Origin of the sequence: Acidicapsa acidisoli (genome assembly GCF_025685625.1) — a bacterium.
Lineage (GTDB): Bacteria > Acidobacteriota > Terriglobia > Terriglobales > Acidobacteriaceae > Acidicapsa > Acidicapsa acidisoli.
This window is the reverse complement of the sequence record NZ_JAGSYI010000003.1, coordinates 13,697-28,766: the sequence shown is the minus strand read 5'-3', so window position 1 is coordinate 28,766 and position 15,070 is coordinate 13,697. Positions and strand designations below refer to the sequence as shown.

Annotated in this window: 13 protein-coding genes and 1 pseudogene; 10 read left to right on the top strand and 4 right to left on the bottom strand. The window is 56.1% G+C overall.

The features are described 5' to 3' along the window. Window positions 1–69: 69 nt before the first annotated feature. The 10 genes from OHL23_RS17700 to OHL23_RS17655 all read left to right on the top strand — a co-directional run bounded on the left by OHL23_RS17700 (window position 70) and on the right by OHL23_RS17655 (window position 11,362). A complete protein-coding gene (locus OHL23_RS17700; protein WP_263353279.1) occupies window positions 70–3,249 on the top strand; it encodes an efflux RND transporter permease subunit in 3,180 nt (1,059 codons plus the stop codon). A gap of 27 nt (window positions 3,250–3,276) precedes the next feature. Continuing rightward, entirely contained in the window at window positions 3,277–4,524 is a 1,248-nt protein-coding gene (locus OHL23_RS17695; RefSeq protein ID WP_263353278.1) for an efflux RND transporter periplasmic adaptor subunit, read from the top strand. Beyond that, the gene (locus tag OHL23_RS17690) at window positions 4,521–5,978 is read left to right on the top strand and encodes an efflux transporter outer membrane subunit (protein ID WP_263353277.1); all 1,458 of its coding nucleotides are present in this window, start codon (window positions 4,521–4,523) and stop codon (window positions 5,976–5,978) included. Before OHL23_RS17695 ends, OHL23_RS17690 begins: the two co-directional genes overlap by 4 nt. A gap of 65 nt (window positions 5,979–6,043) precedes the next feature. Further along, window positions 6,044–6,673: an NADPH-dependent FMN reductase gene (locus OHL23_RS17685; RefSeq protein ID WP_263353276.1), complete on the top strand. Its 630-nt coding sequence runs from the start codon at window positions 6,044–6,046 to the stop codon at window positions 6,671–6,673. Window positions 6,674–6,683: 10 nt separating this feature from the next. Beyond that, a complete protein-coding gene (locus tag OHL23_RS17680; RefSeq protein ID WP_263353275.1) occupies window positions 6,684–7,592 on the top strand; it encodes a SphA family protein in 909 nt (302 codons plus the stop codon). 24 nt (window positions 7,593–7,616) lie between these two features. Continuing rightward, window positions 7,617–7,937 (top strand): hypothetical protein, encoded by a 321-nt coding sequence (locus OHL23_RS17675; protein ID WP_263353274.1) that lies wholly within the window; start codon window positions 7,617–7,619, stop codon window positions 7,935–7,937. Window positions 7,938–7,971: 34 nt separating this feature from the next. Then, window positions 7,972–8,613, top strand: a complete 642-nt coding sequence (locus tag OHL23_RS17670) for a TetR/AcrR family transcriptional regulator (protein ID WP_263353273.1) — start codon at window positions 7,972–7,974, stop codon at window positions 8,611–8,613. A 100-nt stretch (window positions 8,614–8,713) separates the two neighbouring features. Then, entirely contained in the window at window positions 8,714–10,069 is a 1,356-nt protein-coding gene (locus OHL23_RS17665) for a cytochrome ubiquinol oxidase subunit I (RefSeq protein ID WP_263353272.1), read from the top strand. A gap of 8 nt (window positions 10,070–10,077) precedes the next feature. After that, entirely contained in the window at window positions 10,078–11,124 is a 1,047-nt protein-coding gene (gene cydB, locus OHL23_RS17660; protein WP_263353271.1) for a cytochrome d ubiquinol oxidase subunit II, read from the top strand. Next, window positions 11,114–11,362, top strand: coding sequence for a hypothetical protein (locus OHL23_RS17655; RefSeq protein WP_263353270.1), 249 nt, complete (start codon window positions 11,114–11,116; stop codon window positions 11,360–11,362). Before cydB ends, OHL23_RS17655 begins: the two co-directional genes overlap by 11 nt. Window positions 11,363–12,163: 801 nt before the next feature. On the opposite strand, the gene OHL23_RS17650 is transcribed toward OHL23_RS17655, so the two are convergent. From OHL23_RS17650 to OHL23_RS28910, 4 genes and pseudogenes are all read right to left on the bottom strand, one after another. Further along, on the bottom strand, window positions 12,164–13,276 hold the full coding sequence (locus OHL23_RS17650; protein WP_263353269.1) for a Fic family protein: 1,113 nt from the start codon (window positions 13,274–13,276) through the stop codon (window positions 12,164–12,166). A 307-nt stretch (window positions 13,277–13,583) separates the two neighbouring features. Then, window positions 13,584–14,360: a PAS domain-containing protein gene (locus tag OHL23_RS17645; RefSeq protein WP_263354113.1), complete on the bottom strand. Its 777-nt coding sequence runs from the start codon at window positions 14,358–14,360 to the stop codon at window positions 13,584–13,586. Further along, window positions 14,334–14,594, bottom strand: a pseudogene (locus tag OHL23_RS17640) (PAS domain-containing protein); the annotation flags it as partial. The pseudogene OHL23_RS17640 and the gene OHL23_RS17645, both read right to left, overlap by 27 nt. After that, on the bottom strand, window positions 14,513–14,917 hold the full coding sequence (locus OHL23_RS28910; protein WP_396127380.1) for an RNA polymerase sigma factor: 405 nt from the start codon (window positions 14,915–14,917) through the stop codon (window positions 14,513–14,515). The gene OHL23_RS28910 and the pseudogene OHL23_RS17640, both read right to left, overlap by 82 nt. Between the last annotated feature and the right edge of the window lie 153 nt (window positions 14,918–15,070).

The window sequence follows — 15,070 nt, the reverse complement described above, 5'->3', positions numbered from 1 at the left end:
CGTGGATGGAATACGCGGTACGCCCCTGAGGGAAAAGGTTAAGAAACACCAGAGATTGAGGAAACTGAAATGTGGATTGTCAAACTAGCGCTAAACCGGCCCTATACCTTCATCGTAATGGCATTGCTCATACTTATTCTGAGCCCGGTTGTGATTCTGCGCACGCCGACCGATATCTTTCCCAGCATCAATATTCCTGTGGTTGCCGTGGCCTGGACCTATAGCGGCCTCAACCCTGATGAGATGGAAGGGCGATTCACAACCGTTTTTGAGCGGGCGCTCACAACGACCGTCGACAACATCGAGCACATCGAGTCCACGACCGTAAACGGGACTGCGATTGTGAAGGTTTATCTTCAGCCGAGTGCCAGTATTGACCGCGGGAATGCGCAGATTACTGCCATTTCGCAAAGCATCCTCAAACAATTACCTCCCGGATCGCTCCCTCCGCTGATCGTCGATTACAACGCGTCCACGGTTCCTATTCTGCAGCTCGGCCTTTCCGGGAATGGTCTGACCGAACCTCAGTTGAACGACATTGCGCTGAACTTTCTTCGCACACAACTGGTCACTGTTCCTGGCGCTGCGGTTCCATATCCTTATGGTGGCAAATTTCGTCACGTCATGGTCACTCTCAACCCGGGCCTGCTGCAGTCCAAGGGTCTGTCCCCGAATGATGTGTTGAATGCGCTCAACAGTCAGCAACTCATCTTGCCGGGCGGCACAGCCAAGATAGGGCAGTTCGAGTATGACGTTGACGCCAACGTAGACCTGACTACGATACCGGAGTTTAACAATCTTCCCATCAAGAAGGTGGGTAATACCATCATCTATCTCCGCGATGTAGCCACGGTAGGCGACGGTTTTTCACCGCAGACGAATATCGTTCGGCAGGATAGTAAACGTGGCGTGCTGGTAACAGTCTACAAGGCCGGAGATGCATCCACGCTTGCTGTCGTCAAAGGTGTGCGGCAGCTGCTTCCAAGAATCGCTCAAACCCTTCCTCCGGAGCTCAGGATTCAGCCTCTTGCCGATCAATCCGTCTTCGTGCGCGGAGCAATCAATGGGGTGATTCGTGAGGCTGTTATCGCCGCCGCGCTTACCGCTCTGATGATTCTCATCTTCCTGGGAAGCTGGCGCAGCACGTTGCTCATTGCTGTCTCCATACCGTTAGCCATTCTGACATCTGTTATCGTATTGAGCCTTCTGCACCAAACCATCAACACTATGACGCTGGGAGGACTGGCGCTCGCCGTCGGCATTCTTGTCGACGACGCAACCGTCACTATCGAAAACATCGAGCGCCATCTTGAAGAGGGTGCTGCGCTGTACGACGGCATCCTGGAGGGCGCGGCGCAAATTGCCACTCCTGCTCTTGTCTCGACGTTGTGCATCTGCATCGTCTTTTTGCCGATGTTCTTTCTGAGCGGTGTCGCGGGATACCTCTTTGCTCCACTTGCCGAAGCGGTTATCTTCGCCATGATCGCTTCCTATATTTTGTCCCGCACGCTGGTGCCTACCCTGGCAATGTACTTGTTAAAGGCTCACAAGCACGGCGACGTGCCTTCTCGAAGTGTCTTTGCCCGTTTTCAAAGAGGATTTGAGCGGCTCTTTGAGAAGATTCGCTCGTCCTACTCCTCTCTGCTGGCGCAGCTTGTTTCGGTTCGTCTCGCCTTCGTTCCATGCTTTGTTGTTGTTTGCCTCCTGGCGTCCGCTCTGATTCCGTTTCTTGGCCAGAATTTTTTCCCGGACACCGACAGCGGCCAGTTTATTTTGCATGTGCGCGCGAAGACAGGAACCCGTATCGAAGAAACAGCGCGTTTGACGGATCTGGTTGAGACCAGTATTCGCCAAACGGTTCCTTCCTCCGAACTGGATAATATCCTCGATACGATTGGCCTTCCCTACAGCAACATCAACTACATGTATAACCGCTCGGGAACAACCGGCGCAGCGGACACTGACATCCTGGTTTCACTCAAAGAGAAGCATCATCCGACGGCGGATTATGTGCGTACTCTCCGTGATAGGTTGCCGCGTGACTATCCGGGCGTCACGTTCTACTTTCTGCCGGCCGACATTGCCACCCAGACTTTGAACTTCGGGCTGCCGGCCCCCATCGATGTCCAGATCGAGGGTGCGGACGTCGCTGCGAATGCCCGCGTTGCCGACAAGATGCTCAAAGAGCTCAGCCATGTCCGCGGCATCGCCGATCTGCGTATTCAACAGCAGGGTGACTACCCAAAACTTCATATTGATGTCGACCGCACAAAGGCCCTGCAAGCCGGATATACGGAGACCGATGTAGCCAATAGCATGCTGGTCTCGTTGAGCGGGAGTTTCCAGGTCACGCCTATGTTCTATCTCAACCCGAAGAGCGGCGTGGAATATTACCTGATCGCGCAGACGCCTCAGTACGACCTTAAGTCCAGCCAGGATCTCCAGAATATTCCGTTAACCGGCGCCAATCAAAAGCAGCCTGGGATTCTTGCCAACGTCGCGTCGATCCAGCGGACCAGTGAACCGGTCTCTATCAACCACTACAACATCCAGCGTGTAGTCGATATCTATGCGTCAGTCCAGGGCAGGGATTTAGGTGCGGTAGGACGTGAGGTGAACAACATCGTCGACGCTAACCGCAAACTGCTTCCACGCGGCAGCTTCGTCACCCTTCGCGGTCAATACGGTACGATGCGGACCTCCTATATAGGACTGATTGGCGGTCTGGGTTTTGCGATCGTCCTGGTGTATTTGCTGATCGTCGTAAATTTCCAATCGTGGCTCGACCCATTCATCATCATCACCGCGTTGCCCGCGGCCCTTGCCGGAATCATCCTGTTCCTTTTCTTCACGCATACGACGCTCAGCGTCCCTGCATTGATGGGAGCCATTATGTGCATGGGCGTAGCAACGGCTAACAGCATCCTGGTTGTTGCCTTTGCCAAAGACCGACTGCAACATCATGGCAACGCCGTGACCGCTGCGCTTGAGGCCGGTGCAACCCGTTTCCGGCCGGTCATCATGACGGCGTTGGCGATGATCATCGGCATGATTCCCATGGCACTGGGCCTGGGCGACGGTGGCGAACAGAATGCACCTCTGGGAAGAGCTGTAATCGGCGGACTCCTTTGCGCGACCGTCGCCACTCTAGTTTTCGTACCTTGTGTTTTTGCGCTCCTGCACGGCCGGTCTCGACATACGGATTCGCAGCTAACCGGGGCAGCAGAAGATGAACCACTTCACGCGTAGTCGTGTCCACAGCCAAGGAGGCAAGCGATGAGCAACACTGAAACCAATTTGAATCAAGCTTCGCAAGACAATTCCGACCAGCGCTCCGAAACCGGTAAGCAACCGCTCTCCCGCTCTCTGTTCGTCGGATTGGGCGTTGCAGCACTGCTGCTCGCCGGAGTGATCTACTTAGGCATTCACCAGCGTGCGATGGCGGCAAGCAATCTTGGAGCTGTAACGGAACGCGCTGCCATTGCGACGGTAAATGTGGCAGAGCCCAAATCTGGAGCCTCCCTCGAGGAGATTGTTCTACCGGGCACCACGCAAGCGTTCATCGACACTCCAATCTTTGCTCGTACCAATGGCTATCTGAAAAAGTGGTACTTCGACATCGGCGCACATGTGGAGCAGGGGCAACTGCTCGCCGTGATCGAAACTCCCGAACTGGATCAGCAGTTGGGGCAGGCGCGGGCAAATCTGAAAACCGCACAGGCAAACGAGCGGCTCGCTGAGATCACGGCGACACGCTGGCAGGGCTTGCTCACAACTGACAGTGTCTCCAAACAGTCGACCGACGTGGCAGTCCAGGATCTGAGCGCAAAACAAGCGACTGTAGAGTCGATGACGGCCGATGTTCAACGTTTGGAACAATTGCAGTCCTATGAGAAGGTATACGCTCCCTTTTCAGGCGTGATCACGGCGAGAAATACGGACATCGGCGCACTCATTAACGAAGGGGCCGGCGGTTCCCAGGGGCAGTCGGTGGTGTTGCAGGAACTGTTTCATATGGCCGCTGTGAATCGCCTGCGTATTTTTGTCTCTGTACCAGAAGTTGACTCCGACGCAGCGCAGAATGGCGCCAAGGTACCGTTGACGCTGGATGAATTCCCTGGAGAAACATTTCAGGGAACCATTGTGCGCAATTCTGACGCGATCGATCTCAACTCACGAACATTGAACGTGGAAGTTGATATCGACAATCGCGATGGGCGCCTCAAGCCAGGCGCGTATGTTTTCGTGCATCTCAAGCTTCCCGATAATTCAATGAAAGCAACCCATTCATTGATCATTCCTGCAAATACTCTGCTGTTCAGGTCGGAAGGACTTCAGGTCGGAGTTGTTCGGGGTAATCATGCTGAACTGATGCCGATAACGATCGGACGTGACTATGGCGCGACCGTCGAGGTGATCAACGGGCTCAAGCCAACGGATCAGGTGATTGTTAATCCGTCCGATTCCCTGACCAGCGGAAGTCCGGTTCAGGTGAGTGCGCCGCAGGCAGGAGGTTCGAAGTGAAACAGAGTCTCGCTTTCGCCGCCGTATGTGCGATCGGTCTATTTGCCAACGGATGCATGGTTGGTCCGAAGTACTCGAAGCCAACAACCCCCATGGCGCCAGCATTCAAGGAGCAGCCACCAGAATCTTTCAAGGAAGTTGATGGCTGGAAGCCAGCCCAGCCAGGTGATCAGACGCTTCGTGGCAAGTGGTGGGAGATCTTCGACGACCCGCAGCTCAATACACTGGAAGAAGAACTGACCGTCTCCAACCAGAACCTGAAGGTGTCAGAGGCCCGGTTCCGGCAGGCGCGCGCGATGATTCGCTTCAACCGGTCCCAGGAGTTTCCGACCATCTCCACATCGCCAAGCATCTTCAACGAACGGCTTTCTCCGAACCAACCCTACTTCAACCGCGCTTACGCGAACAATAGCACGGGCGACTTCACCTTACCCTTCGATCTCTCGTATGAAGTCGACTTATGGGGAAAGATCCGCCGTACAGTGAATGCATCGCGCGAGGAGGCACAGGCCAGCGCCGCCGATGTTCAGACTGCCAGCCTAAGCCTGCATGCCGAACTTGCCCTCGACTACTTCGAGTTGCGCAGCGCCGACGCGCAGAAGCAACTTCTCGACGATACTGTGAAGGCTTATACCGATGCGTTGCAACTTACGCAGAATCTCTTTGTGGGCGGGGCCGCTCCTAAATCGGATGTGGCCCAGGCGAAAACACAGCTCGATGGAGCGCGGGTTGAGGACACCGACGTTACTGTGATGCGAGCGGACTATGAGCACGCCATCGCAACCTTAATCGGCAAACCGCCCGCCCAGTTGAGCATATCGTTCGCACCAAGAACCCCGCTCCGGCTTCCCGTCATCCCGGTGGGTTTGCCCACCGCCCTTCTTGAGCGCAGACCCGATATCGCCGCCGGAGAACGTCGCATGGCAGAAGCGAATGAGCAGATCGGCATCGCTACGGCTGCCTATTATCCTTCTTTGACCCTCGACGCAGCGGCCGGACTTCAAGGAAATACGATCACCAATCTGTTCAGCTGGGCAAGCCGCATCTGGGCGGTCGGACCACAAATGTCGGAAACGATCTACGACGCAGGACGGCGTCGCTCTGTCGTAGTGTCGGCGACTGCAAACTACGATGGCACAGTGGCCTCCTATCGGCAAACAACACTCACCGCTTTCCAGCAGGTGGAAGACAATCTCTCCGCGTTGCGCATCCTGGAACACGAAGCGCAACAACAGCACGAGGCCACGGCATCCGCCTCGGAGGCGCTTCAGCTCTTTACCAACCGCTATAAGGGCGGCGTTGACAACTATCTCCAGGTCATCATAGGGCAAACCGTGCTTCTGGCAAACGAGCGCAATGATATCGATATCCAGCGGCGACGCATGGATGCAAGCGTCCTCCTCGTCAAGGCCGTTGGCGGTGGATGGGATACGAAGCAATTACCAAAGCTCTAAGGAGCAAGGTACTGGTTATGCTGGGCCTAGCCTCTTGAATAACTGCGACTGCGGCAGATGGATACATGGAGAAATTGAATATGCGGGAAATAACAAGTGAAATCGAGAAGGTGGACATGCAGAACACAACAAATGAAACGGTGAAGATAGTTGGCATCTCAGGTAGTCTACGTCAAGGCTCGTTCAGCACAGCGCTACTGAAGATTCTCGCTGAGAAGGCGCTGCCAGCGATCGAGATTCGGGTCGTTACTCTTGAAGATATCCCGCTATACAACGCGGATCTCGACGGTGAACCTGAGATTCCGGCAGTGGCCGCGTTCAAGAGGATCATCGCGGAGAGTGATGGCGTGTTGATAGCTACTCCGGAGTATAACCACGGAATCCCAGGCGTTCTTAAAAACGCGCTTGATTGGGCCTCCCGTCCTGTTTTCGAATCCTGCTTTAAATACAAGCCGGCATCGATTATCAGTTCGTCTCTGGCGTTCACAGGTGGAGTGCGCGCCCAGTATCAGTTACGGGAAACACTGATCTCGATGCACGCCCATCTTGTCATGGGGCCTGAGGTGGTTGTCGGTGGCATTCATACGAGTCTGGCTGACGCCGCGTACACCGACGAGAAAGGTCTCGAGTTCATGCTCAAGTCTCTCGGCAGATTGCGGGATGAAATCATTGGGCGGAGCCTTCACGCGGTTTAGGTGGTTTCTCATGCCGAAACGAACCTTCTTCATCGCGATATTGATGATACACAGCGGCATGACGGTGCTAGGCCAGAGCCATGTTGCAGAGCCTGCTGTCAATCTTGGCGACAGCAGCTTTCTCGATGGGGTTGGCGGACCAGGTTTCCTCACTGAGCAGATGAATGATTTTCAGCATGACGGCAGGATCACGAATTCATCGGGACAAACGGTGCGAGGTTCCGGCTCCGTCAACAGCGCCAGCGGTTTGAGCCACGTTGCGTGGCTCGCCCATCGGCGGATTCTCGGAGGCTGGTACGGCATGGAAGTTGTCGGCGTAGAAGCTTATGTAGACGCGGGAAGTCAGGGACACAGAGGAGGATTCGGGGACCTAACGGTAAGTCCGTTCATCCTGCAATGGCCTGAAAAGGGAGTCTTCGGGATACGAATCGACCAACGTTTTGATGTGGATTTCGGCGTTCCTGTGGGGAAATATTCGCCGACATCTAATGTCAATCTCAGCAGCAACGCCTTCAACGTTCAACCTTACTATGTGATCACAGCATTTCCCAAGAAACGAATTGAGACGAGCTGGCGGTTTCACTATCTCTGGAACGCAACAAACAATGCCCCTCCTATCAACACAGGGGCGCAATCCACGCAGGCGGGACAAGCCATTCATTTCAACGCAACCGCAGCCTACAACGTGTACAAGGGCCTTTGGATCGGCGCCAATGGTTACTACTTAAAACAAATCACAGATGGGCGTATCAATGGGATCCCGCTCTCTAACTCACCTGAGCAGGTGGGAGCGGTAGGGCCGGGAATGGTCTGGAACGTCGGGCACTGGTACTACTATGCCAACTTCTATCAGGAGATAGGAGCAGAAAATCGACCGACTGGCCCGAAGCTTGTTCTACGAATCGAGAAGGTCTTCTGACGGCAATGTTGAACTTGATGAGTTGTGATCATAAAGATTGCCGCCGCTCTTGTTATCGCTCTGGTAGAAGGCACCAATTTCCGGTCGGCAAGCATTCCGTCACATGCACCACAGGCTGTCGTTGGCATAGAGACTTCATTGGCGATCGCGCGACAACATTTAATCAAGCCTATCGCCACACAGGACACATTGGCGATGTACTGCCAGACAAGGACGGCTTCATACATTGACGTCCTCGATAGCAAGCGGTCCAGGTTCAATGTCGAACTCACCTTTGAACAGTCGCGAAACAACGAACACCAAAGCCCGGTGCAGTTCTATAAGGCGCTTGGCGGTGGGTGGTAGTAAAGGCTGCAAATTTCAAATGGAGTTGGAAGACATGGCTCAAACACACACACTCTCTCAAGCCGCTTCCGTGCAAATGGCCAAGCCGAAAAATCAGGGCCATCGATGCAGCGAGGACTCAAAGCAAGCCATCTTGTCTGCGGTCCTGGAACTGGCCAAAGAGATGCCGCTGCCCGACATCACAGTCGAAGCCATCGCGCGCAGAGCGGGCGTCGGCAAGACCAGAATCTACAAATGGTGGCCGCGCAAGGCTTATGTTGCCGCGAATGCATTTGCCGAGAGGGTGAATCGAACGGTTTCCATCCGCGATAGCGCGTGCGCAGAGAGAGATCTCAAAGAGTATCTCTCCGCGATGTCGAGGTTCTACGCGAGCCCGGCAACGCGCATATTAGTGCAGTATGTCGCAGAAGGTCAAAGCGATGGCGAACTTGTTTTGCTGTCCCACGAGTGCTTCCTTGAACCCAGACGGGAATGGGTCGGAATCATTCTTGATCGCGCCGTGAATCGAGGCGAAATCTCCGTCGGCTTAGACCGAGAACTTGTGCTGGATCTGATTTTCGGCTCCGCAATCTACCGTCTGATCACTCATCGAACCGTTTTTGAACCTGAAACCGCGGCTGCAGTCGTCACGACGTTGTTCCGGGGGTTGGGAAACAAGCATTTAAGGACATGTTAAGAAACAAGGAGAATAGGCATGAAAACCTTACTAGTTGTACCGGATAACCGGGAGAAGATTCAATGACGAACAACCGGCACTATCCCGACAGGAGAACAAAATGGACGCGCTAGCTCTCCACCGACTTCAGTTTGCCTTCACCATCACCTTCCACTACCTCTTCCCGCAACTGACCATGGGGTTGGCTCTGCTCATCGTCGTGCTCAAGACCCTGGCCCTGCGGACGGGAGACGAACATTATGCCGCTTCCGCCCGCTTCTGGGCGCGGATCTTCGCGGTCAACTTCTTGCTGGGCGTCGTGACGGGCATCCCGATGGAGTTTCAGTTCGGGACCAACTGGTCCGAGTTCTCGCGCCGCACCGGAGGCGTGATCGGCATGCCGGTCGCGATGGAAGGCATCTTCTCCTTCTTCCTCGAATCGGCGTTTCTCGGTCTCTTCCTGTTTGGCGAGAAGCGGCTTTCGCCCAAGGCCCATTGGGCCTCGGCCTTCCTGGTGTTTTGCGGCTCCTGGATCTCCGGCTTCTTCATCATCGTCGCCAACGCCTGGATGCAACATCCGGTCGCATATCACATATTGCCGAACGGCCTGTTTGAGGTCGACAGCTTCTGGGCACTGATGATGAATCCGTGGGCCTGGCTGGAGTACGCGCACAACATGTCGGGCGCGGTCATTACCGGCGCCTTCGTGATGTCCTCGGTGGGCGCGCTCTACCTGCTGCAGGGGCGCGATGTCGAATATGGACGCACCTTCTTGAAGGTGGGTGTGGTCGCCGGCCTGATCTCATGCGCCACCCAGATCTTCCCCACCGGCGACCTGCATGGTAAGTACTTGGCCAAGCACCAGCCGGCCGCAATCGCCGGTATGGAAGGCCTGTTTCACTCCGAGAAGGGGGCGGCCATGGTGGTGCTGGGACAGCCGGACTTCGAACATGAGAAGATCGACAATCCCATCGCATTCAACAAGGTGCTCAGCTTCCTGATCTACGGCACCTTCTCGTCCGAGGTACAGGGTCTGGACCAGACGCCTCGCGACCAGTGGCCAACGACGCTACCGCTGCTGTTCTACGCCTACCACATCATGGCAGGCCTCGGGACCTACTTCGTCGGACTGATGGGTCTGGCGGGCCTGCTGCTGTGGCGCGGTCAGCTGTATAGGTCACGCTGGATCCTGTGGCCCATCCTCCTCAGCTTCCCGCTGCCCTACATCGCCAACACTGCGGGCTGGATGTGTGCGGAAATCGGTCGCCAACCCTGGGTCGTGTATGGCCTGGTGCGCACCTCGGCGGGCTACTCAACGCACATCGGTGCCGGCACCAGCCTCTTTACCCTGCTGGGCTTCCTGGGTATGTACTCGTTGCTGTCCATTCTCTGGATCGTGATGCTCTATAACTTCATTCAATCCGGACCGCGGTCACTCTCGCATGAAACTGCTGGCCATAGCCTGACGGCGGCTTAGGAGGAGCAATGGGAACACTGTGGTTCTGGATCATAGCACTGATGCTGGCGGCGTATGTTGTCCTGGATGGTTTCGATCTGGGCGTCGGTATCGTATATCTCTTCGTGGCGAAGACCGAGCAGAATCGCCAGCTTGCCTTGCGGTCGATCGGCCCGGTGTGGGATGGCAATGAGGTCTGGCTGTTGGCAGCTGGCGGCACCCTGTTCTTCGCCTTCCCACTGCTGTATGCCTCGGCCTTCAGCGGCTTCTATCTGCCGCTGATGATGGTGATCTGGCTGCTCATCCTGCGCGCCATCGGCATCGAAATGCGCAGTCATGCGCACGATGCGATGGGGCGGTCGTTCTTTGACGCCGTCTTCGCATTTGCCAGCCTCCTGCTGGCGCTATTTTTCGGAGCGGCTCTGGCCAACGTGGTGCGCGGCGTGCCCCTCGGGCCGGACAACTACTTCTTCCTACCGCTTTGGACCAACTGGCGCACCGGCGCACAGCCGGGCATTCTCGACTGGTACACCGTCATCGGCGGCGTGCTGGCGGTGCTTGCTCTGGCCATGCACGGATCGCTGTACCTGGCCCTGAAGACCGAGGGTGACCTGGAACAGCATGCCTTCCGGTGGGCCGGCAAGCTGTGGCCTGCGGTGTTGCTGGTGACGGCAATCAGCCTTCCGGCGACAGTGCTGGCGCGACCCAACTCGCTGGTGAACTACCGCACCCATCCGCTGGACTTCCTCGCGCCGCTGATGGTGGTGCTCAGCCTGGGTGTGATTCGGAGTGCGATTCGTGCAGGCAAGGCGTTGCGCGGTTTCCTGGGATCGTGCGTGTACCTGGCAGCGATGCTGTCGGGCGCGGCGGCGGGTCTGTATCCTGTGCTGCTGCCCTCGGTGGGCGGCGCCGGACAGGACCTGACTGTGGCCCGCGCTATTGCCAGTCCGCACACGCTGCACATCGGGATGGTGTGGTGGACGATCGGCATGCTGCTTGCGCTGATGTACTTCTCCATCATGTACTGGCTGTTTCGCGGCAAGGTCTCGCAGCACTCGGAGGGCCATGGACACTAAGCTGCAGTTGCACGCATTTGGTAGCATCGATACTGATCATCGGCACAGGATGCTCGAGCTGCATTCGCGGCCGCCGGACGCCTCCGCGACAGCATGGCCGCGCTATCTCAAATCTCCGCATCTCGGTGACCTGAACGACCCCGGCAAATGGGAGCGGCTTCAGCAGTGGTGCGCAAATGCCAGCAAACTTGATTCAAGTAGGCAGAATCGCGCGCTCTTCGTCAGGGAAGAAGACTGAGAACGGTACGTCTGAAGCGTGCGCAGGGTAGCCGTGTGAAGCAGTTGCAAGCGCCCCAGCTATCATCCTATTGCGATCGGACGCAGGCGTTCCGATTGGAAAGAGAACACCTCTATCCGCCTTTTCGAGAACCTGCCGGAGGGCAAGTGTGGGAAACTGCACGTCTCCGCAATACCCGAAAATGTCGGGAAACCTCGTCGATGCGAACAGCTTTTGGCCGGAGTCCCACGAACTCCCTTGGGACCAAGAGATCCGACTATCGCTTATAAAGTAGCAAGCGGATGGTCGGCGGGAGTCTGCGGAAACCCAAGCACCAATGTCGTCATTCTTTGTCCTTGATTATCAGTTTTAGGATCGATCTATCGTATTCAAATGGCAGGGCCAAAAGACCCACGGAGCAACTCCCGGAGCTTCCACCAACCATTCACGAGAGCTGACGGTCGAGGACCTACTCGGGTGCCCTAGGGTACCCGAGTGGCCGGGTTTCGGCGGAACCACGTGGCGATTAAGAACGGCAAGTCGGCATGGCGACTGGAATATGCGAACCAAGTTTGCAACGCAGTTAACGCCGCCTGACGTAGGCCGCAGCCCAGCAGGATGGTAGGTGTGGCGTTGTCGCGCTTGCATCGAAGACTGGCCCCACCAAAAGTAAGAATGCCCGGACACGCGTTTTCAATGGCCCTATTCACGAAAATTGACTGGTTCGGAAACACAGACCGCGAGATATAGTGTTCGCGGCTTATACCATCTCCACAATCGCCAAGCGACCACGCCCAACAGTCCTTGGCATATTCTTCAGTTTCATTTTTCATTGTTGAGCATGGCCTCGTACACTTCGTTGAGCCGGTAACGCCGTGATTTCTTGGCCGGGTCGGTCACTTCGAGAAAACCACTCTCGACCCACCGCTGACACAAGTGAGCCGCTGTCCGCGGCTGGAAACCGAAAATCGCACCGATCTCCTTTGCAGTGGCCTCACGTGAGCGCCGGAAGAGCGCAAGCGCTTTCCTCTGCCGGGCATCGAGATTCCGCAGTAGTTTCGTTTGATCCTTGCCGCCTCTGCCGGATTCGCTCTCGGCCTGGTTGCGCACTTTCTCAAATGAAACCGCCATACCCTCAATGAAGTAGGAGACCCATCCCGTGATGTCTGCCTCGGCGCGTCCCACGTAGTAGTTGTGCGATGGGCCGACGGTCAAGGCCTCGTAGTAGTCCTTGAGGGCACGCGCATAATACTCCTCCAATGCATATAGCCCCTTGAGGTCGTATCCTCCGAGGTGCAGGATGAGCGTTGTCAGCAGGCGGGCGGTCCGGCCATTGCCGTCGTAGTAGGGATGGATCGTGGCAAATTGATAGTGCGCGACGCCGGCCCGGATCGGAACGGGCAAATCATCCTGCCGGTTGAGCCACGCGACGAGTTGCTTCATTAGGGGCGAAACATCTTTTGCCTCGGGCGGCATGTAGACAATACCGCTGGAGCGGCTATCGCGAATGACGTTCTGCCCGTCGCGGTACGGCGTGGGCCGCACGCGCGTCTTCCCTCCGCCCATCACCAGAGCATGAAGTCTTTGCACTGCGGTCTCAGTCACCGCCTCCCGCTGCTGCGCGGCCCTCTCCACTTCGTCGAGCGCCGCGTAATAGCCCTTGACCTCTCCCTCATCACGCTCGCGCCCCGGAAAATGCTGCTCCTGGCCGATCACTTGGACGACCTGCTCCTGCGTCAGTCGATTGCCCTCAATCATGGTCGAATAGTGGGTTGAAAATAGGCGTGCCGTTTCCCGCAGGCTCGCCAGCACTCGCGGCGTGATGGGCAGTGATTGAATCGCCTGCCTCACGGCCTCGATACGCATGAGATTGCCGGCAACAGCCGGTGTAATGGTAAAGATCGGCTTAAAGGTCGTTTGCTTTCGCGTTACCATCGGGCCTCCATGCGCGTCATGCCGATATAGGGCAGTTTCTATGCCGTTATTATACCGATAAATTGCGGTTAAGCTCATTTCTCAAGCGGGCAATCCTTGAGCTCGACACGGGGTGGTCTACGCGTGGCAGTGGGGAAGACAGTGCGGAAGATGAACAGCAAGTCCAGCATTTTGGCGTAACTTATTGAAACTAAGCGGCACGGATGGCTTCTTTTGGCGTTTTGAGGTAACAGCGATAACCCTTATTGGACCCTTATCGGACCTCCGACCTCTGCCCTGTAGACCTCTGTCTAAGCCGAGGTTCACCTCAACGAGAGCGCTGGCCCGCTGGCCTCAACCCAGGGACCAGGTCCAAGTCCAAGCAGATCGGCGCACTGGTTGACATATCAGCATCGATAGCTCTCTCGAATCGTGCCTTGGCGTTAATGCGGTTCCAGACCTCTGCCCTCTCCCTCGCTCCAAATGCAAATTCAAAACTGACCAATTCGCTGGGTTCGTTCCGTCGCCACACGCTGCTGCTGTGCGCCCAGAATTGCTCTGTGAGAGTGCGCAAAATATGCCCAACCAAGCGGTCTGGATCCGACTCCATAGCCAATGCGTCGAGCGCACCCTTAAGTGCTTCGACCTGGCGCCGCGCCAGTGTCTCCGAGGATCTGAGGGTTTCCTCCGCCTGCTTTCGGTCCGTTATATCCGTCACAATACCGAGCATCCGAGTGGCTTTTCCTTCGCTCGTCCGATAGATGCTTCCGCGGGCCTTAAGCCAATGGAGGCTTCCATCTGGCCATATCACTCGAAACTCGGAACCCCAGTCCACCAACTCTTGTGCCGCTTTGCGTAAGCTGTCAACCACACGCGCACGGTCCTTCGGATGGAGGTGCCGACTGAATACCTCAATGCCCCATTCTGCCTCCGGGATGGGCGTGTTGTACACGAAACATTGATCATGGCGCAGTGAGCGGCATGACGTATCACTGTTCAAGTCGAGATCCCAGTCACCAATTTTCGCCGACTCCAGTGCAAACTCCAGCGCGGCCTTGGTGGCACGCAGAGTTTCTTCCGCTTGCTTGCGCCTGGTAATATCCATCACAATGCCGAGAATCCGCGTCGCTTTCCCTTCGCTCTTCCGATAGACGCTTCCGCGGCTCGCCAGCCAATGCACGCTCCCGTCTGGCCACACTACGCGGAACTCATGGTGCAAATTTTGTAGTTCACTCGCGGCCTGAAGGAAATCCCCTTTTACGCGTGCACGATCTTCCGGATGAACGTGCTGAATGAATTCATCGAAGCCCCAATCTGCTTCAGGAATCGGGCTGGTGTATCCAAAGCATTGATCGTGACGTAAAGACCGGCGCGATGTACCAGAGCCGTCTCACTATATATTGGGGATGTGTCGAACACTTCATTGAGAGACTTAGCGCCTGGCGTGAGCTTGCTAGCAAGTCGTACGCGCGCCCGGAGGGTGCGAGATTTTATTGCGGCTTCAGAGATATCAAGAAGCTCAGCAGTCTCAGACACAGAGCGTTCCTGTAACACTCGGGCGCGTGCCACCACCCGCAGATTAGGTGCCAGATTGTCAATCGCGCTCAGAAGTCTTACGAAGTGCTGACGTCTAGAATAAAGTTGCTCAGGATTGGGCGACATGTCTTTGAATTCGATTGGCGCGCTCTCTACATCCTCTGATTGCACTGGGAAGCTGAATGATACCTCCGAGCGTGTACGCCTCTTGCGCAGAGTGCCAGAAACCGGACTAGAGTGAGAATTTTTCACGACGTTGCTCCATAGAATGGGAAGTCG